The 19,076-nt window shown below is 40.8% G+C and carries 17 protein-coding genes; 8 read left to right on the forward strand and 9 right to left on the reverse strand.

The genetic code is table 11. The annotated features are described in order from the left end of the window. Positions 1 to 232: 232 nt before the first annotated feature. Complete coding sequence (locus tag AC1XUE_RS24370) at positions 233 to 901, forward strand: hypothetical protein (protein WP_483358603.1); 669 nt, start codon at positions 233 to 235, stop codon at positions 899 to 901. 180 nt (positions 902 to 1,081) lie between these two features. Here the strand turns inward: AC1XUE_RS24370 and AC1XUE_RS24375 are convergent, their stop codons facing one another. From AC1XUE_RS24375 to AC1XUE_RS24385, 3 genes are all read right to left on the reverse strand, one after another. Further along, positions 1,082 to 1,372, reverse strand: coding sequence for a CPBP family intramembrane glutamic endopeptidase (locus tag AC1XUE_RS24375; protein WP_483358604.1), 291 nt, complete (start codon positions 1,370 to 1,372; stop codon positions 1,082 to 1,084). Next, on the reverse strand, positions 1,362 to 1,604 hold the full coding sequence (locus AC1XUE_RS24380; RefSeq protein ID WP_483358605.1) for a CPBP family glutamic-type intramembrane protease: 243 nt from the start codon (positions 1,602 to 1,604) through the stop codon (positions 1,362 to 1,364). Before AC1XUE_RS24380 ends, AC1XUE_RS24375 begins: the two co-directional genes overlap by 11 nt. A 718-nt stretch (positions 1,605 to 2,322) precedes the next feature. Further along, entirely contained in the window at positions 2,323 to 2,652 is a 330-nt protein-coding gene (locus AC1XUE_RS24385) for a CPBP family intramembrane glutamic endopeptidase (RefSeq protein ID WP_483358629.1), read from the reverse strand. A 597-nt stretch (positions 2,653 to 3,249) separates the two neighbouring features. Here AC1XUE_RS24385 and AC1XUE_RS24390 point away from each other — a divergent pair. After that, complete coding sequence (locus tag AC1XUE_RS24390) at positions 3,250 to 3,471, forward strand: helix-turn-helix domain-containing protein (RefSeq protein WP_483358606.1); 222 nt, start codon at positions 3,250 to 3,252, stop codon at positions 3,469 to 3,471. Positions 3,472 to 3,520: 49 nt separating this feature from the next. On the opposite strand, the gene AC1XUE_RS24395 is transcribed toward AC1XUE_RS24390, so the two are convergent. From AC1XUE_RS24395 to AC1XUE_RS24405, 3 genes are all read right to left on the reverse strand, one after another. Further along, positions 3,521 to 5,926, reverse strand: coding sequence for a 3-hydroxyacyl-CoA dehydrogenase/enoyl-CoA hydratase family protein (locus tag AC1XUE_RS24395; protein ID WP_483358607.1), 2,406 nt, complete (start codon positions 5,924 to 5,926; stop codon positions 3,521 to 3,523). A 229-nt stretch (positions 5,927 to 6,155) separates the two neighbouring features. Continuing rightward, entirely contained in the window at positions 6,156 to 6,620 is a 465-nt protein-coding gene (locus AC1XUE_RS24400; protein ID WP_483358608.1) for a MarR family winged helix-turn-helix transcriptional regulator, read from the reverse strand. 141 nt (positions 6,621 to 6,761) lie between these two features. Continuing rightward, entirely contained in the window at positions 6,762 to 8,009 is a 1,248-nt protein-coding gene (locus AC1XUE_RS24405; protein WP_483358609.1) for a peroxiredoxin family protein, read from the reverse strand. Between the two features lie 140 nt (positions 8,010 to 8,149). On the opposite strand from AC1XUE_RS24405, the gene rsmH reads away from it, so the two are divergent. The 5 genes from rsmH to mraY all read left to right on the forward strand — a co-directional run bounded on the left by rsmH (position 8,150) and on the right by mraY (position 14,573). Beyond that, on the forward strand, positions 8,150 to 9,064 hold the full coding sequence (gene rsmH, locus AC1XUE_RS24410) for a 16S rRNA (cytosine(1402)-N(4))-methyltransferase RsmH (protein ID WP_483358610.1): 915 nt from the start codon (positions 8,150 to 8,152) through the stop codon (positions 9,062 to 9,064). A 52-nt stretch (positions 9,065 to 9,116) separates the two neighbouring features. Further along, complete coding sequence (locus AC1XUE_RS24415) at positions 9,117 to 9,527, forward strand: FtsL-like putative cell division protein (protein WP_483358611.1); 411 nt, start codon at positions 9,117 to 9,119, stop codon at positions 9,525 to 9,527. 49 nt (positions 9,528 to 9,576) lie between these two features. Beyond that, positions 9,577 to 11,721 carry a penicillin-binding protein gene (locus AC1XUE_RS24420; protein ID WP_483358612.1) on the forward strand — a complete coding sequence of 715 codons (2,145 nt, stop codon included), beginning with the start codon at positions 9,577 to 9,579 and terminating at the stop codon, positions 11,719 to 11,721. A gap of 10 nt (positions 11,722 to 11,731) precedes the next feature. After that, complete coding sequence (locus AC1XUE_RS24425) at positions 11,732 to 13,213, forward strand: UDP-N-acetylmuramoyl-L-alanyl-D-glutamate--2,6-diaminopimelate ligase (protein WP_483358613.1); 1,482 nt, start codon at positions 11,732 to 11,734, stop codon at positions 13,211 to 13,213. Positions 13,214 to 13,358: 145 nt separating this feature from the next. Further along, positions 13,359 to 14,573: a phospho-N-acetylmuramoyl-pentapeptide-transferase gene (gene mraY / locus AC1XUE_RS24430; RefSeq protein ID WP_483358614.1), complete on the forward strand. Its 1,215-nt coding sequence runs from the start codon at positions 13,359 to 13,361 to the stop codon at positions 14,571 to 14,573. Between the two features lie 88 nt (positions 14,574 to 14,661). Here mraY and AC1XUE_RS24435 read toward each other — a convergent pair whose 3' ends face one another. Beyond that, complete coding sequence (locus AC1XUE_RS24435; RefSeq protein WP_483358615.1) at positions 14,662 to 15,237, reverse strand: DUF4136 domain-containing protein; 576 nt, start codon at positions 15,235 to 15,237, stop codon at positions 14,662 to 14,664. A gap of 83 nt (positions 15,238 to 15,320) precedes the next feature. Continuing rightward, complete coding sequence (gene aroB / locus AC1XUE_RS24440) at positions 15,321 to 16,355, reverse strand: 3-dehydroquinate synthase (RefSeq protein ID WP_483358616.1); 1,035 nt, start codon at positions 16,353 to 16,355, stop codon at positions 15,321 to 15,323. Between the two features lie 407 nt (positions 16,356 to 16,762). Between aroB and AC1XUE_RS24445 the strand changes: the two genes are divergently transcribed. Continuing rightward, positions 16,763 to 17,818 carry a VOC family protein gene (locus AC1XUE_RS24445; protein ID WP_483358617.1) on the forward strand — a complete coding sequence of 352 codons (1,056 nt, stop codon included), beginning with the start codon at positions 16,763 to 16,765 and terminating at the stop codon, positions 17,816 to 17,818. 45 nt (positions 17,819 to 17,863) lie between these two features. Here AC1XUE_RS24445 and AC1XUE_RS24450 read toward each other — a convergent pair whose 3' ends face one another. After that, positions 17,864 to 18,871, reverse strand: a complete 1,008-nt coding sequence (locus AC1XUE_RS24450) for a 1-acyl-sn-glycerol-3-phosphate acyltransferase (protein ID WP_483358618.1) — start codon at positions 18,869 to 18,871, stop codon at positions 17,864 to 17,866. Between the last annotated feature and the right edge of the window lie 205 nt (positions 18,872 to 19,076).

Genomic DNA, 19,076 nt, shown 5'->3' on the forward strand with positions numbered 1-19,076 from the left:
TAATAAAAAACCTGTCCGGCAAACTATCTTGCTATGCCTGTATCAGATAAGTAAGCTACAAAAATGTATTAATTTTAAGAAATAATTCACTGATTCATCTAAATAAAACGAATCCAGACAAGCTAGTAGCGGTTCAGTGCCATGTTACTACAACCACTCAAATTCACATTGTCTTCTTATATAATACATAACAAACTGATTACAAGTTTCTTCATCTCAAATTCTTTACGTCATGGCCGCCATCATAGATCTGTTAAACAATACTAACCAGATACGGATTTCTGCATCCCTGCTTCTCTACGGATCAGAGGCGAATCATGAGATCGGCGCACTTATTATTGAAGAAATCAACAATATGTATAACGCACCAGCAGCGACGGTGAAAGTCATCACCTATGAAGTACAGGTAATTTTTGATATCAGTTATGAGTTAATCAGCTCTTCCGAAGCTGCACATATCGCGTCTACCAACAAAGATTATCGCTATAATTTTATTCGTATAGAATCACAGAACCACATTACAAGATCATTTATGGGTTTTGGTTTGGGAGACAATGCCGGTCATTGGCTTACTTCCGACCAATTAGGCACTTCCACCACGGCTGCGCATGAATTTGGCCATTGCCTGGGACTGGATCATCCGGCTAATCCTGACTTCCGCGGCTCCTCCACACCTCCTCCAATCATGGCAGCACGCGGCAGCCTGGTAGATGCGCAATACCAGTGGAATCCATTAGCAAAAGCGGGAGAATATGGAGGCACGATGAACCCCAAATACCGTAAAGTAACTACAGACGAAATTGAGCTGATAATGAAAGGACTCGACTTTGAGCAGACAAAGACTTATTATATTGGCTATTTGTCTAATAATCTGTTTGATCAGCGTGGCCGTGTGGTATGAAAACAAGTGAGATTTGATCTCAAAAAATCTTATCGTGTTTTCGGATTTAACCAATCATCTGCCTTATCATAAATAAGCTGATACAGGCTGCGTCGGGCTACACCGAATCTGTGATTTCATGTTGTTTGATCCGTGTGCGTGTAGTCAAACTAGAAATTATTGATTTTCAATTTGTTAAAATCAATATGTCAACAATTTAGGAATTTCCGAGGTAGAGTTAATGGCTGCATGTAAAAGAAACGACAACAATATAGAGTTGTACCTTATTGCGAGGTAACTAAATACTACACCATATACGAACTGAGGAAGAACATAAATTGGATACAAGTAAATGAATGACCAGTTCAATGGAGCAAAATTACCTATGTGCACCAGTGCAAAAACCAATGTCAACCCCCAACATAAATAATTATATTTTTTTGGCTCCAAGATAGGTACAGAGCTCTTTGCATAAATTCTGTTAAAGACCATGATCCCTACAAAAATTAATATCAAAATTGCATAATACTCCCAAAAGAATATGTCCAGATGAAAAGGCCAGTAAAAAAAATATTGAATTAAAACCAAAAACAATCCATCTCAAAAGACTAAATCTGGTTAAAAGTGGTAGCCGGAAAAGGGATTCTTCAATAAATGGCGCTATCACACACAGTTTAATAAAATGACCTATATGAGTATTTGTATTCCGGAATTCATCTCTCATCTTACGCAAATTCTCGTAAATGAAATGTTGTATATGTTTTTCAATATACCGTCAAGTATTATAATGATTATTATAATACTTATTGCAATATAAAGACAGAAAAAATAGGTTTTTCTTAAGGCTATCGTCCTTTCTTTTATTGATTCTCTGTCACCAACCTGGAAGCAGGCATAGGGATTTCGGTAGAATGTGATAATGTCTTAAATCATCGTAATTCCTTTCAACTTCAAGTGATAGACATCCGATAAGAGATTCAATCAATAACTCCATCGGTTTTAGTGTCTATAAAAAATTATTCGCTGTTGAAACAATGAAACTATAAACTTCTTAATTAAGGGATAAATCCAAGACACAAGAGGACCGGCTATCACTCCAAATAAAAAATAAAGAAACATCTTCAGATTTTGATTCTTCTTTTCAGCTTCCATAATTATGATATTCTAAATATATATTAAAATTAGTCTATATCATGGTGAATGCTTTCTTTCATTTTATATCGAAAAGACACCAAATGTGTAATCAAGAAAATTTCAAAATATCATTGGCCTTACGATAACCAACTACTTTCGCAATAGTAATTTTATCTTCAGTGACAATTAAATTGGACAATATCACCTCTTACGTTGGTCAACATTTTTTTTGATGCATATCTAAATTTAATTCTAATCACAGAATTATAAATGCAGTCGGTATAAATTATAATATTCTTTTATTTATATCAGTCAAAAATAAAACTCAACCCTACAAATATCACATTATACAAAAAATGTAACATCACAGCGAACCAAAATCCATACATTATCCGAATATACCCAAGTAAAAACCCAAGGGATGTTTGTGGAAGAGTAATTATCGGTAAGAAAAGATTGTGAGCAGCATCAGGGTGAAAGTTATAAAAATGAATCCATCCAAATACTAATGAAGAAAAATAGTATAACCACTTAAAAAATGAAGCTTTACGAAATGGTCCGAGAAAGTACCGAAAAATACCTTCCTCGAGAATAGGAGCAAGTATCAGAGCCCCTAAAATTCTTTTCGACCAGCTCATATTTTTATCTACATGTTCGAGAGAATTAATTAAATGAATATTTTGCAAAAAAGTGATGACAGCAATTATACATAAGCATATTACAAATAATAAGAAGAGATAATATACAACCACATCCCGTAGTTTACGACGAAGTGAAATTGTATTATAGTCGGGAGTATCCGGATTTTTGACAAAGCCTATAAATCGTAAAATTAGAAATTTTAGATGATCTTTAATTTCATTATTGGGCGTAAGTTTCACAAATCGAATAATTTAATATTTCTATCCATGTTGATCTGTCCTCCACCAACTTTCAATTTTTCTTTATCTTGCAATTCTCTAAAACCAATATTAAACTCCACCCGCCTTTCATAATAATAGCTTCGCCTTACAGGACAAAAAGCTATTGGCCAGTTCCGAGGGAGAACCTGTTGCTTTTTTACTGATCAGCCGGTGCAACCGCTGAAGCCTATCAAAATATTTGTAAGGTCCATTTCAGTTTGTAGATGTAGTGCGATGCAAGGTATTAATTTAGAATAAAAGGTGACCGCCTATTTGCCGGATAGTCTAATCGGATGTGGAATACATTAAGAGAACACGAAATCCCGGCACATTATGAAAGAATCAGGCGCCTCTCACTTTGGAATGAAGATTAGAAACGTGAGGTTATCAAAAGGATATAAGCAGGAGTATATTGCCCATCGAATCGGAATAGGCCAGGCGGGCTACAGCAAAATCGAGACGGGCGAAACAGCACTGACACTGGATAGGGCATTTGCTATTGCCAAAGCGCTTGATATGTCTTTGGTAGAACTCATTGAATGGCACCAGGAATAAAAATAGCCTGGTAAACGAATCTACCAGGCCATATAATAACATATTGATATTAGTTTCTTGGTGGCTTTCCACCGCTAAGTAATCCCTGCATTCTTTCCAGGGTTTTCTTTTCTCCGCAGAGCGACAGGAATGCTTCTCTTTCCAAGTCCAGCAGATATTGCTCTGTAACCGGCTGTGCATAACTCAAATCTCCACCATTGATCACATAAGCCAGTTTGTTGGCGATCTTCGCGTCATGATCGGAGATATAATTGGCAAGACGCATCTGAGATATTCCTGCCATAAACAACGCCATACCGGCTTTTCCCTGTACTTTGATATCGTTGCGCTGCTTGGGCTGCGTATATCCATTTTCCGCCAGATCAATAGCGGCTTGTTTGGCTTCCGCAATCAACCGAGAGCGGTTGAGCACAATCTGATCTTTGTCCTGCAGATAATTCATCGCTTTCGCATCATGCGCAGATGTTGAAACCTTGGCCTGAGCTATATTCATAAAGGCAGTCTGGAGAATATTCAATTCTGTATCCCCAGCCTGGTACATATCCGAGCAGCGTAATGCCATTTCTTTGGTACCGCCACCGGCAGGAATAATTCCTACACCAAATTCAACCAATCCCATATACGTTTCCGCATGTGCCACTACTTTGTCTGCATGTAAATTCAATTCGCAGCCTCCTCCCAAGGCTAAAGTATGCGGAGCGGTAACAACCGGAATAGATGAATAACGCGCCCGCATCATGGTTTGCTGGAATTGAGCAATCACCATGTTAATTTCATCGAATTCCTGCTCAATCGCGAACATAAAGAGCATCGCCAGATTGGCACCTGCAGAAAATGCTTCGGTTGATTCATTTCCGATGACCAGTCCACGGAAATCTTTTTCAGCCAAACTGATCCCCTTTTGAATTCCTTCAATCACCTCAGAACCCATCGTATTCATTTTGGATTTGAACTCAAGATTCAGAATTCCATCTCCCAGGTCATACAGATTGGCGCCTGCATTTTTCCAGACAATCTGATCAGACAGGTTATTCAACAATATAAATCCTTCCTGACCCGGAATTTGCTTGTACGACTGAGATGCAACATCATAGTATTGCCGCTTGCCTTTTTCAACTTTATAGAAAGATTCATGACCGGCAGCCACCATATCATATACCCATGCCGCTGGTTTCATGTCCAGCTCTTCCATAATAGCCAGCATATTTTTCAGACCGATTGCATCCCAGGTTTCAAACAAACCAAGTTGCCAGCCAAATCCTGCCGATATAGCCTGGTCAATTCTGAAAATTTCGTCTGATATTTCAGGTATTCTGAATGACGCGTATTTAAAAATGTCTGAGAATGTTTTTCTATAAAATTCTCCTGCTTGATCCTTCCCTGCCAGCAGCACCGAAAAGCGCTTTGGTACTTCACTGATCGACTTCGTAGCTTCCAACGTATCGAACTTTACTTTTCCGGAAGGCTGGTATTCCATGGTGGCAAAGTCGAGTGCGAGGATGACCGATTTACCTTTTTCGTCCTTGATCTTTTTATAGAATCCCTGGCCGGTTTTATCTCCCAGCCATTTGTTGTCATATAGCTTTTGTACTACTCCCGGAATAATAAATGCATCACGCGATTCATCCGTTTTCTCTCCGGCAGCATACAAATTATTAGCAACGTGTACGGTTGTATCCAAACCTACCACATCCGACAAACGATACGTTCCGGATTTAGGCCTTCCAATAACAGGGCCCGTAAGTTTATCGATCTGATCCACGCTGAGTCCCATTTCCTCAGCGGTACGTATGGTTTGTATCAGCGCATAAATACCTAGTCGATTGGCAATAAAACCTGGGGTGTCTTTACTTAAAACGGTAGTTTTACCCAAAAATAAATCTCCATAATGCATCAGAAAATCAACTACGGATTGATCTGTATCAGCAGTTGGAATGATTTCCAGTAAACGTAAATAACGAGGAGGATTAAAAAAGTGGGTACCGCAAAAATTCTTTCTAAAATCGTCACTTCTGCCTTCTGCCATCAGGTGAATAGGAATGCCTGATGTATTGGATGTGATCAGCGTGCCGGGTTTGCGATGCTGCTCTACTTTTTCGAACAAACTTTTTTTAATATCAAGTCGTTCTACTACCACTTCAATCACCCAATCGTAATTTTTGATATCCTGAAGATTGTCGTCAAAATTCCCCAGCTTAATTCTGGAAGCAAACTCCGTACTATAAAGTGAAGCTGGTGTAGCCTTCAGGGTTTGCTGAAAGGCATCATTGACGATCCTGTTACGGACAGCAGGATGTTCAGTTGTAAGACCTTTGGTTTTTTCTATATCATTAGGTTCTTTCGGAACAATATCCAACAGTAAAACTTCTACACCTATATTGGCAAAATGGCATGCTATGCGCGATCCCATGATACCTGAACCTAAAACTGCTACTTTACGAATGGAACGATTCATTATCTAAAGATTTTGGTTATTAGGAATTTATCTAGCTATAAGCTTGGTGCTATAAGCTGGCTGATTTTAAATTTTCGGTTTCGAGACAGTCCGGTCTGAACGACAAAGTCGGTCTGAACGGAAATTTCAACAGAAACTCCTTCAGTTTCGTGCAGGCTGCTGAAAAGCATGCAGACCGGACTTTCAACTTAACCGTTCAGCCCGCCAAACGGCGTGCAGACCAGACGAGTTAAATTTCTTCTTCAATATCACCCGCCTTCAACTTGTGGTTCTCTTCTTCTACAATTTTGTTAATGTCTTTAATTACCTCAAAAAATGTGACCAGCTTGTCGAGTGGGATCTTATCCCGCACCATGGTATTGAATGAAATTACCCCTTCCCTGGCTAACTCTCTTTTTTCTTTTCCGAGGTCTGTCAACATGATCCTGACGAAACGCTTGTCATTTTCGCTCACCTCACGCGTGATCAATCCACGCTCTTCAAGATTTTTAAGCATTCTAACCAGGCTCCGGGGCTCCATGCCAAGCAAAGGAGCTATCTTCGTTGCAGGTGTACCATTTTCAATGTCAATATTGAGTAGCACATAACCCACCGCCATGGTTGTATCAAACCGCGCAGCGTAGGCATTGTACATTCTGGAAATAGAATGCCATGCCCATTTTATCTGGAAATCTATGGTTTTTTCCTTGCGCATATCTTGGATTTTATACGGTGTCAGAATCATTTGACCTATACACAAATGTAAGAAAAGACAGGAATATTATGCAAGCATACTAATTTTGTTGCATAAAATTAGCGCTGCAACACAGTGCAGCGCTAACAAGGAACCTTAATATTACTTTTCAGCAATCATTTTATCCATCAGTCCATTGAAATCCTCAACAAACTGATCATAGTATTTACCTGTTCCGGGGCCTGAGAAGCCCGTGTGAATCTCCCGAACTTTTCCTTTTTTATCTATAAAAATGGTAGTAGGATACGACATTACTTTGTTCAGCATCGGTAATGCCTTGCCTGTAGCCTCATCGCTGTTGGTACCTGCCAACAATACAGGGTAAGTCATTCCAAACCTGGTGATCATTCTTTTTAATTTGGGATTGGACACCTCCGGTTTATCCGAATGCTCAAAAGCCAGTCCGATGATTTCAACACCACGATCCTTGTTTTTCTTATACCATGGGGCCAGAAAGTTGGTTTCATCCATACAGTTGGGGCACCACGAACCTAGTATTTGTATAATCACCACTTTATCCTTGTATTGTGGATCACTGAGTGAAACCATTTTCCCATCAGAGTCAGGAAACTTGAAATCAACCTTGTCAAATCCCGGTTTCAGGAAAGTAAGCTTGGTAGCGTCTGGTAATTTAGCATCAGGATTTAGTTTGGCGGTCCATGTTTTATAGCCTTTCAAACCTGACCATAGTTCTCCTTTCAGCGTTCCGTCCGCCTTTACAGCCGCTTTAAAAAGCATTGCATTAGAACCATCGAATGTGGATAAGTACAGACTATCGCCATTGATATTGCCATTCAGGAATCGGTAATCACCGGTTGGTGTTAAAAATGAACCTTGTACCGCGCTTCCCTTTTGCGTGAAATTCCCGACTGCAAGGGTTGAATCTCCCGTAGCAGGATTCAAAAAAGTAGTAGACCATTTTCCATCAAGCGTTTTTTCACTTTTAGCAACCCCTTCTTTAAAAAAACGGTGACTTTCACCATGAACAGCTTTGAATGGTAAAGAACCAACAATACTACCTTCTTTAAGTCTGCTGTAAGTACCGGTCAGTTTATCTCCATCTACGGCGGCTACTATTTCAGAATCGAAAAGCTCCATCGGAATGTGCAGTGAATCGTTTTCGAAATAAGCGCTATCCAGTTGAAGACGCTCTTCCCCATTGACAGACACCACTGTATAGGTTTTTTTATCCGGATTTTGGCTGACTTCCAGAAGAACAGGAATTTCCTGTCCGTCTCTCAGCAATGTTGCCCGCCAGTTACCTTCTTTCAAAGTCTGATCGACAGAAGAGCTGCAAGCCACCACAGCCGCCAGCACAAAAAAACCGACTATATAATTTAGTATTCTCATATTCAAATATTTGAAACAAATTTACCGTTTACGTTCAAAAATTAATTCCTCCTACAACGGCCATTCCTACGCCTTAAAATTGTTAAGTTTGTAACTGCCTCTTGGCAAGAAATAGTTCCTACGCACGTTGCTTTTAATAAATGGAGTCTCAAAGTACTTATCACGAACCAGTCATGCTGTCGGAATGCCTGGATGGATTGAATATCCGGCCCGATGGAATATATGTAGATGTTACCTTTGGTGGTGGTGGGCATTCGCGTGCCATTCTCGGTAAATTGACGACTGGTAAGCTTTATGTTTTTGATCAGGATCCTGATGCGGCAGCCAACGCCGAGGAATTTAAGGATGATGAACGTTTCACATTTATTGCAGCCAACTTTCGCCATTTAAAACGATACTTGCGTCTTCATAAATCAGGTCCTGTAGATGGCATCCTGGCTGACCTTGGTGTATCTTCACATCAGATCAATACGCCCGAACGTGGTTTTTCTACCCGATTTGATGCAGATCTGGATATGCGTATGAATCCGAATATTGAAAAAACAGCTCGCGAAGTACTGAATGTAAGGTCCGCTGCAGAATTACAGCGAATATTCGGCATGTATGGAGAAGTGCACAACGCCCGTACTGCCGCAGAAGCTATTTTTTCTGCCCGCCATAATTCATCGATTGAAACCATCAATGATCTGAAAGGAATCCTGCTCAGGTATGCACCGAAGCATCGGGAGAATAAATATTTCGCTCAGGTATTTCAGGCATTACGCATTGAGGTGAATGATGAGCTGAAGGTACTGGAAGAATTTCTGACACAATCTCCCGAAGTATTGGCTGAAAACGGAAGACTCGTTGTGATGTCATACCACTCTCTGGAAGACCGGCTCGTGAAGAATTTTATACAAAAGGGAAAGTTTGACGGAGAAGTTGAAAAAGACTTTTACGGCAATGAAATAAAGCCATTACGGGCCGTGACAAGGAAGCCAATTGAAGCCACCAAGGAAGAGGTTACCAGAAATCCGCGTGCTCGCAGTGCGAAATTACGGGTAGCTCAAAAGTAGGCTTAAAAGCAAATTAGATACTTCTATACAGGTCATCAACAATAAATAAGAAATGTCAGAAAACAAGAAAAGACCTAAACCGATTCCGCCGAAGCCCAAGAAGCCGAAGAAGGAATATAGCCTTTTCAACTGGCTGAACCGTTTTTTACCACTTGACAAGGTATTCGGAGAAAAAGTACCGGGACAAGAGGAGCGTGTTCCTGTCAAATATTTTTATTATTTCGGATGGATTGTAATCCTGCTGGTCGTATACGAGCGAATCGGCTTCGAATCGGAAAGTTATGTTCGTGAAAGTATCAAATTGAAAAAGGAAGTGGACGATCTCCGGGCCGAATACACATCCATTCATGCAGAATACATGAAAGGCAAAAGACAATCCGTAGTGATTGACAAAATGAAAGAAGCAGGATTGGAAGAAAATCTTACACCTCCTAAAAAAATTATCATTCGCAAGGAAGAATAATTATTAAAAGTACCATTCCGGATTTCAGTAATATCGATTGCCATAATTCATGAAGAACGACGTAGAAAGCGGTCAAAATAATAAGAAAGCGCTGATCAGCCGGGCAAGGGTGGTTGGTTGGGCTCTGGTGGGACTGGCAATTCTGGTCTTCATCAAACTGCTTCGCGTGCAGTATTACGATACTTTTAAGGGCAAAACCTGGGCAGAATATTCGGTTAAGAATGATCTTAAGTTGGATACTATTCCAGCCATGAGAGGTAATATCTATTCCCGCGATAATAGTTTGCTGGCCACCTCTCTACCCTATTATTTCATTGGCCTGGATACTAAAGTGGCAGATTCCACTTATTTTTCTGAACATATCGATCAGCTGTCGAACTTGCTTTCGAAAAGCTTTGGTGAAATGACTGCTTCTCAGTACAAAACCAAAATTCTGCGTTACAGAAATAGCAAAACCAAGCGCTACTTGAGACTCAAGGCGAGAGAAATAAGCCATTTGGACAGGGAAAAGATAAAAAAATGGCCGTTTTTTGAAAGGTCCCGGAAAGGAGGAGGCGGAAAATTCGAAACCATTTACAAACGGTACAAGCCGTTCAGTCCGATGGCGGATAGAACCATTGGTGGTACTGACCCAAAAAGTGGAAGAGGTTACATCGGTATAGAAGCCAGTTTTGATAAAAAACTGGAAGGAAAAGCCGGAATTGGCTGGGTGGAAAAAGTGGAAGGAGGTATTAAAATTCCTGTGGGAGATGCACTGAATGTGCAGCCAGAAGCAGGACGAGATATTTATACCACCCTGGATATGAATTACCAGGATATGACCGAAATTGCACTTCGTCGTAAACTGACAGAGATGGATGCCGATTTCGGATCGGTAGTCATTATGGAAGTGGCTACAGGCGAAATCCGCGCAATGGCCAACCTAACCAAGCGTTCTAATGGCAAATATGAAGAAGTTTTCAACTATGCATTAGCCGGTAGCAATGATCCGGGCTCTACTTTCAAATTAGCAACCATGATGGCTATTCTGGAGGAGACAGGAATCGATCCGGATAAGGTGATGGTAAACACGGGATCAGGCGCACTACGCTTTCGTAACCATACGATCAGGGATGCACACCGGGGTGGATTCGGCAATATTACCGCATCGCAGGTGGTTGAGAAATCTTCCAACATCGGTACCGTATTACTGATGCAGAAATATTTTGCCACCAAGCCTGATAAGTATCTGGGTTATCTGAAACAATTCAACCTGACAGCTCCTACAGGTATACACATGAAGGGCGAGAAACCTCCTTTGATCAGAGATCGCAGTTCTAAATTATGGAGTAATTATTCGATGTACTTCATGGCGCACGGCTATGAAATGCAAATGACACCCCTACAAACGCTGACATTTTATAATGCAGTAGCGAATGACGGCTATTGGGTACGGCCTATGTTGGTAAGAGAGGTGCGCAGCGCTGAAAAGGTAGAAGATAAGATAGAACCTTACACCCAGGAAAAACCTATTGCATCTCCGGAAACAATCAGAAAAGTAAAAAAGATGCTGGAAGGTGTGGTAGCTAATAGCCTTACAAAAAGTGTAAAACAGGATCTTTACCGTATTGCCGGAAAAACCGGCACGGCGCGTAAGCTGATTAATGGAATTTATACAGAAGGGAAAAACTACACTTCATTTGCAGGATATTTCCCTGCCGACAAGCCTAAATACAGTTGTATCGTCATCATTGACAACCCTAAAAGTTCAGGAGCGGATTATACCCGTTATGCCGGGAGCGTTGCAGCACCGGTTTTCAAAGAGGTAGCCGACAGAATTTATGCGTACGACGTAACTATTCAAAAGCCGGTCAAGGATTCTATTCCTGAAGCCGCACACGATGTAAAGTGGGCAGGGAAATCTTCTGATCTCCGGATTATCAATGAAAAACTTCGCTTGCCGGCCCTTAATACGGATTCGGATTATGCTGTGGGTACCATTGCTAACAAGGGCAAAGCCCGATTTAAATCTCTGCCGGTCAATTCAAGGGATGTACCTGATCTTGCAGGACTTCCTCTGAGGGATGCGCTATACCTGCTCGAAAACAGAGGTTATCAAGTTACTTTTAAAGGATCAGGCAAGGTGGTCGAACAATCTATTGCGCCGGGGGTTAACCGAACCGGAGTTAAAACTATCCTATTAACATTACAGTAAGAATTCATATATGGAAGCTGGTCAGGGAAAATCCTTAGCTCTACTTATCGAAAATATTGAAAAACTGGACATTACGGGCTCCGCAGACGTCACGATTCAAAATCTGGTACTGGACTCAAGGAAAGTCACAGCTGGTAGCTTATTTATCGCGTTAAGAGGAACACAGACCGATGGCCATCAATTTATAGCAACCGCAACCAAAGCAGGAGCGTCGGCTATTTTGTGTGAAGAGCTTCCCGGAGAAATCAATGCTGATGTAACTTATGTGAAAGCCGCTGATTCGGCTCTGGTAATGGGACTAATCGCATCAACATTTTACGGAAACCCTTCTGAGAAGATAACGCTTGTTGGTGTAACTGGTACGAATGGAAAGACATCAGTAGCTACATTTCTTTTTCAACTGTTCAGGAATCTGGGATATCGTTGTGGCCTACTTTCTACCGTACAGAATCAGGTAGAAGACGAAGTTATTCCATCTACACATACTACACCGGACGCTATTGCGCTCAACCAATTACTTGCAACCATGCTCGAAAAGGGTTGTTCACATGTGTTTATGGAAGTAAGCTCACACGCAGTAGCACAGCACAGGATTTCAGGTTTACATTTTTCAGGAGGTATTTTTACGAATATCACCCACGATCATCTCGACTTTCACAAGACTTTTGACAACTATATCAAGGCGAAAAAAGGCTTCTTTGACCAACTGCCGAAGTCTGCCTTTGCACTGGTAAATGTAGACGATCGCCGCGGATCGGTAATGGTGCAAAATACAAGAGCACGCATAGAAACCTATTCATTGCAAACACTTGCTACCTACAAGGGCAAAATGATTTCTGATACGCTTGCAGGAATGCACATGGAAATCAATATGCGTGAAGTGTGGTTCAGGGTAATAGGCCGTTTCAATGCTTATAATCTGCTTTCAGTATATGGGGCTGCCGTGCTACTTGGCGAAGATCCTGAAGTAGTTCTTACAGAACTTTCCATTTTACAGAGTCCTCCCGGGAGATTCGAGCAATTCCATTCGGCTGATCAGATCGTCGGAATTGTTGATTATGCCCATACGCCGGATGCCCTGGAAAATGTACTTCAAACCATTACAGAACTTCGGAATGGTAATGAAAAGGTAATTACCGTAGTAGGGTGCGGAGGAAACCGTGATATAGAAAAAAGGCCAAAAATGGCGGCAATTGCCTGTAAATACAGCAATAGAGTGATACTTACTTCTGACAATCCCCGCTTCGAGGATCCAACTATTATTCTCGAACAAATGAAGAGAGGCATACCACCACTGGACTATAAAAAAACGAGCGTGATTGAAGATCGTAAAGAAGCCATTTTTAGCGCGTATTCAGAAGCCAACCCGGGAGATATTATCCTGATTGCAGGTAAAGGCCATGAAAACTACCAGGAAATACAGGGTGTTAAACACCACTTTGACGATAAGGAAATATTGGGAGAAGCATTTTCTATCTCCCGCAAAAGCTAACAGATAATACATTGTATTAGTACAACGCTCAATTTTGACCTTTCAGGTGTCAAAGTCGGGCATTTGTTTACGCTAAATGTAGCAACAGTTTTTGTGTAGTCTGTGAAAAGACGCAACTTTGCAGCGTCACCCCAATTTCTGTTTCATGTTATATTATCTATTCGATTACCTTGACAGACATTTTAATATACCCGGAGCGGGTGTGTTTCAATATATATCTTTCAGGGCACTGGGCGCTACCGTTCTTTCTCTTGTAATCGCTGCTACTTTTGGTAAATGGATTATTGAGTTTCTGAGAAAGAAACAGATGGGAGAATCAATCAGAGATTTGGGTCTCGCAGGACAAATGGAGAAAGCGGGAACTCCAACTATGGGTGGTTTTATTATACTCGCTTCTCTTTTAATACCGGTCATACTGTTTGCAAAACTGACTAATGTCTATATTGTCTTGTTGATTATCACCGCGTTATGGACAGGACTGATAGGATTTGTAGACGATTATCTCAAAAAATTCAAGAATAATAAAGATGGTCTTCACGGTAAATTTAAAATTGCCGGCCAGGTCGGACTTGGATTGATCGTCGGGCTTACCTTATCCTTTAACGATAGTGTAAAAATCCGTGTATATGAGCAACCATTGTTCAGCTCCTCGATCGGTGAAGTACAGCGTTACAGAGATATTATCCATCCTACTGTAACCACTATTCCTTTTATCAAGAATAACGAATTTGACTACAGGGCTTTGCTATTTGGATGGTTGCCGGAGGAATATACGTGGGTTGTATATACCATTATTGCCATTATCATCATTACGGCAGTTTCAAACGGAGCCAATATTACTGATGGTATTGATGGACTGGCAGCCGGAGTTTCCGGTATCATTGCATTGACATTAGGGGTATTAGCATACCTGTCTGGAAATACCAAGTTTTCTCAGTACCTGAATATTATGTATATCCCAAATTCCGGAGAGCTGGTGATTTTCTGTGCTGCGCTGATTGGAGCCTGCGTAGGGTTTTTGTGGTATAATGCTTATCCGGCTCAGGTTTTTATGGGAGATACAGGTAGTTTGATGTTGGGTGGTGTGATTGCCGTAGTAGCGCTTGCTATCCGAAAAGAGTGGTTAATTCCATTTCTATGCGGTATTTTCCTGGCAGAAAACCTGTCAGTAATTATGCAGGTGAGTTATTTCAAATATACCAAAAAACGATATGGAGAAGGAAGGCGGATACTCCTCATGTCTCCGCTTCATCACCATTATCAGAAAAAAGGGATTCATGAGGCAAAGATCGTAACCCGTTTCTGGGTTGTAGGAGTTATTCTTGCAATCCTCACACTTGCAACATTGAAATTAAGATAAGCTAGATAGTAATGAAGAGTTATGAATGAAGAGTTAAAAGATCCCTCACTCATAATTCTTCATTTTTCATTCTTAATTCTTAATTGAATCACCGTCCTACCTGCTCACTATACCTTCTTGGATCATAACCTTTTGCAAATAGCGGGTACTGATCAAAAATGCGACGTACAACACTTCTATAGTGATTATTTGTATTCTCAGCACCTTTAAAAATTCCGGAGGCATATCCTCTCCAAACTACCTGATCACTTTCTGCATCGATTAAGGAAACAATGAGTGTTCCTTTATCCAGCGCATACTTGATCGGCTCGTACCGGAAGCCGTCATTTTCTGTATCTACCCAGTTTTTAATAACCGGCTGCATATAGCCTTGGTAGCGAAGATTGTCGTAAAAGATACCATAATTCACCAATAGCGTTGGCTTGTCTGCAGTAAGCTTGTAGCCCCTTACTTGCATTTGTCGCCTGATGGCTTCATAAATTTCTGTACAGAGATTGTTGGTATCCCGCTCACATTCAAGAAAAGTATATGAGGAATAATCTTTGAAGTTGGTCTCATAACTGTAATCGTGCTCCACAAACACTTTACGACCACTCGAGCAACCTGCCAGCAACAGCACTATTATTGCAGCAGCATACGGTTTAATAGACTTTAACATAAGCATTTCATTTTTGTCAGGTTATAAAAATGTACTCAATAGTTCATTCCCTCAAAAATTTCCAATAGCTTACGCCCCTCTACACCTTGCTAACCCATGTAATAAGCTATTGCCTTACGCATTTCAGGTAGAGAAACGACAATGTCATAGGCACAGCTTCCTGCACCTGTTAACAAAGAAAAGCGAATCTCACTACCCTTGTTTTTTTTATCCTGCCGCGTGAGTGACACAATTGCATCCACTTCATCAGGAGCTATTTTCACCTTTCCATAAGTGGCAAAAATAAATTCTTCAATGTTACTCAGTGTTTCAGCATCAATCATTCCCCTTTTGAATGACAAATAACTCTCCATGATCATACCTACCGCAATCGCCTCTCCGTGAAAAAGTCTTTGAGATGGTGCTTTACTCAGGAAATGCGTTTCTACTGCATGACCAAGTGTATGTCCGAAGTTCAATATTTTCCGCAATCCTTTTTCAGTTGGATCCTGATCAACGACTGCCTGTTTAATATTTACTGAATGTTCAATCAGATCTGCCCAATTCTGATCTTCGAAATCGATTGTACTAATCTGTTTCCACTTCGCACGATCAGCAATCAGGCAATGCTTAACAATTTCTGCAAAGCCTGACCGTGTTTCTCTTACCGACAAGGTATTCAAAAAAACAGGATCGATCAGTACTGTTTTAGGAATATTAAAAACCCCTAAATGATTTTTAAATCCTTGAAAATCAACCCCCAATTTACCTCCCACACTTGCATCCACTTGTGATAGCAAGGTCGTCGGAATTTGTAAAAAATCTATTCCTCTCTTATATACTGCAGCACAAAATCCACCCATATCACCAATTACACCTCCGCCAATGTTCACTACAAGCGCATGTCTGTCAAGCTCTTCACGGGTCATGGCATCCCATATTTTCTCGCAGGTTGAAAGCAGCTTATACTTTTCTCCACTGGCAACCGAGACAATCTTGTGAGGAGGCAATGCCGCTTTTATCAGGGGATAACAATGCCTTTTTGTATTGTTATCAGCGATTACAAATACTTTTGAATAGTTTGCTGAACTGATGAAACTGACTAAACTCTCTTGAATTGGTGCAATTACTACCGACTGATTCATTACTTAATAATTGAGACAATGCCCGTTAGATATACGACTTACATTGTCTGTTGGATGTGCAACTGAAAAAATTAAAATTTTACCGTTAAAGGTACACATTATTAGGAAAGTAAGATTCCGCATTTGTGAAAATAATTACCCGTTTCACGCTAATCAATTTTGCTGATTTCTATTTGCTAATTCCATATGTAGATTTAAGTATAAACAGCACATTATGCATATTGTATAGTATCGCATATGTCTCATATTGATCTACGCTCAGCTAATCTTTCCTTAAAAGCCTAATTAACGTGTATTCTATTTATAAAAGCACTGCCATTTTCCTATTTTATTTTCGTAAAATTGCGGCCTTGTACGTATTTTACAGCCTGATCTTTATAGATCTGTTTTAATAATCTTCTCAATCCATGAGTACTCCACTTATTTCCGGAATCCAACAAGTAGGTGTTGGTGTTCAAAATGTACCAGCAGCGTGGCAATGGTATCGTCAGGTATTAGGTTTCGATGTACCTGTATTTGACGACAAGGCTGAAGCTCCTCTCATGACTCCTTACACGGGTGGTAAAGTACATCAGCGACATGCAGCTTTGGCCATTAATATGGCTGGAGGTGGCGGACTGGAAATCTGGTCGTTTACCAGCCGGGTATCTCAGCCAGCCGGATTCAAAATGGAATTGGGAGATTTAGGAATAAATGCAATTCGTTTCAAGGCTCCTGATGTGAAGAAGGCGCATGAGCATGTCAAAAGTAAATCAAAAGAAGCCGTAGGGCCTTTAGTCTCATTACCCGAAGGCGAGGGATTTTGGGGTAGCGACCCGTACGGAAATATATACCAGATCACCAGCGATACCTCCTGGTTTCAAAAAACAGGTCATCCGGTTGGAGGCGTGTCAGGTGTTGTAATAGGCGTATCCGACATCAACAAAGCATTGTTGTTTTACAGCAATTTGCTCGATCCTATGGAGATCGTCTATGACAAAACAGATGTATTTGAAGATTTGCCTACTTCTATTGCAGGCCAGCGCTATCGCAGGGTTTTACTTAGAAAAAAATTCACTCCGGTAGGTGCCTTTTCTAAACTTTTGGGGAATATTCAGATTGAATTACTACAAGCTTTGGACCGCAAACCAAAGAAACTTTTTGAAAACCGTTATTGGGGCGACTGCGGATACATCCACCTTTGCTTTGATACGCTTGATATGCCTGTACTGAAAACAAAAATTCAGTCGAAAGGATATCCGTTTACCGTGGATAGCGAAGAATCATTTGGTATGGAATCTGCTGCAGGGCGCTTTGCCTATGTAGAAGATCCGGACGGTACATTGATTGAACTTGTTGAAACGCACAAACTACCTATTCTCAAAAAAATAGGATGGTTCCTGGATATACAGAAACGCAAAAATCAAAAGCCACTTGGCGACTGGATGCTGAAATTACTCAGCCTGAACAGAGTGAAAAACTAAATAACTAGTGAACCATGCCACTTACAATGGCATGGTTCACTTTTGTTACCTGTATCTGTTACCCATCCAGGCTAAAAGAGGAAGCGCGGCAAAAAGCAATAAACCAGCCTTAAAGCCTGCAAAAAGCCCAAGTATGACGGATAAAACCAGAACAATGACGGGATATATATAAAGCAACATCCCAAAAAGTGCAGAATCGTAGAATACCGTACGGGCTGTCATTCTGGCAACTTTTTTAGTAAAAAAATGATATAAAGGCCGATGAACTAACCGACCTAACCATCCTATTGCACGGAAAACTATATTTCCTTTAGAAGGTATAGACTCAGGACCGAAAAAAGCATCCATTGCCTGCGAGCGCTCTGCTTTGGTCAAACCTTCCGGCAAAGTCAGGATTTCCTGATTCATTTTCTGTTGAAGGATCTCATTGAATTCCCGAAGCCATTTTTCATATTCTTCCGGATCTGTAATAAGCTCATTTCTTTTAATAGGCTCTCCAAAACGGATTGAAACACGTTTTCCTGTTCCCCTGTAATGCTCATAATTCATCCCTACGGGTACCACGAGCATATCCGTAAGACTGTCATCGCCATACCAGGCCTGATAAGCCATACGAGCAGTTCCCTTTCCAAGTGGTCGGAGTTTCCACTCATTTACACACACACCCTCAGAGAATACTATTACAGCATCACCATCCCTCATCGCTGCAAGACTTTCTTTTGTCGTTGCATCCAGGTTCTTAACCTGTTGCCTGCCTTCTGAGCCACGAAAAACCGGTATCAGTTTAATTTGCCTTAGCCAGAAAGCAACGGCTGGCTTTTTGAAGGCATCACCTCTTGCGAGGGTATGGATCATTTGTTTTAATGTTGCGCCAATAACAAGCGCATCAAAAAAAGAATCGGGATGATTGGAAGCCAGAAGCAAAGGCCCTTTTCGTGGAAGTCTGTTAAAATTGATAACCATCAGTCTGCGTAAAAAAATGGGCAGCGCGAGGCGTATCAAAAAACGGGAGAAGTAGAAGAACAAAGCAGCTTGGATAAGTTTTATATACAAAATAAAGCAAAAGATTGGAAATTGTAATCAGTATACAGAGTTCTTAGGGAAACGAAACCAATTTCAATCCTGAAATTTCATGCGATTATTTCATTTTAATCCATTTACTTTAAAGATGAGTATCATCATCGAATGTGAAGTTAGTAACTTTGTCAGGGATGGAAAATCCTTCAGAGTGCAGTAAGCGGGCATAAACCCAATCATC

This window comes from Dyadobacter sp. HNCC25DJ187, from assembly GCF_056895255.1.

Coding starts and splice junctions, on each gene's coding strand:
- AC1XUE_RS24370 (WP_483358603.1), top strand. CDS start 233: ATGGCCGCCATCATAGATCTGTTAAACAATACTAACCAGATACGGATT.
- AC1XUE_RS24420 (WP_483358612.1), top strand. CDS start 9,577: ATGAAGAACGACGTAGAAAGCGGTCAAAATAATAAGAAAGCGCTGATC.
- AC1XUE_RS24425 (WP_483358613.1), top strand. CDS start 11,732: ATGGAAGCTGGTCAGGGAAAATCCTTAGCTCTACTTATCGAAAATATT.
- rsmH (WP_483358610.1), top strand. CDS start 8,150: ATGGAGTCTCAAAGTACTTATCACGAACCAGTCATGCTGTCGGAATGC.
- AC1XUE_RS24415 (WP_483358611.1), top strand. CDS start 9,117: ATGTCAGAAAACAAGAAAAGACCTAAACCGATTCCGCCGAAGCCCAAG.
- aroB (WP_483358616.1), bottom strand. CDS start 16,355: ATGAATCAGTCGGTAGTAATTGCACCAATTCAAGAGAGTTTAGTCAGT.
- AC1XUE_RS24390 (WP_483358606.1), top strand. CDS start 3,250: ATGAAAGAATCAGGCGCCTCTCACTTTGGAATGAAGATTAGAAACGTG.
- AC1XUE_RS24435 (WP_483358615.1), bottom strand. CDS start 15,237: ATGCTTATGTTAAAGTCTATTAAACCGTATGCTGCTGCAATAATAGTG.
- AC1XUE_RS24400 (WP_483358608.1), bottom strand. CDS start 6,620: ATGCGCAAGGAAAAAACCATAGATTTCCAGATAAAATGGGCATGGCAT.
- AC1XUE_RS24395 (WP_483358607.1), bottom strand. CDS start 5,926: ATGAATCGTTCCATTCGTAAAGTAGCAGTTTTAGGTTCAGGTATCATG.
- AC1XUE_RS24445 (WP_483358617.1), top strand. CDS start 16,763: ATGAGTACTCCACTTATTTCCGGAATCCAACAAGTAGGTGTTGGTGTT.
- AC1XUE_RS24380 (WP_483358605.1), bottom strand. CDS start 1,604: ATGAGAGATGAATTCCGGAATACAAATACTCATATAGGTCATTTTATT.
- mraY (WP_483358614.1), top strand. CDS start 13,359: ATGTTATATTATCTATTCGATTACCTTGACAGACATTTTAATATACCC.
- AC1XUE_RS24375 (WP_483358604.1), bottom strand. CDS start 1,372: ATGGTCTTTAACAGAATTTATGCAAAGAGCTCTGTACCTATCTTGGAG.
- AC1XUE_RS24405 (WP_483358609.1), bottom strand. CDS start 8,009: ATGAGAATACTAAATTATATAGTCGGTTTTTTTGTGCTGGCGGCTGTG.
- AC1XUE_RS24385 (WP_483358629.1), bottom strand. CDS start 2,652: ATGAGCTGGTCGAAAAGAATTTTAGGGGCTCTGATACTTGCTCCTATT.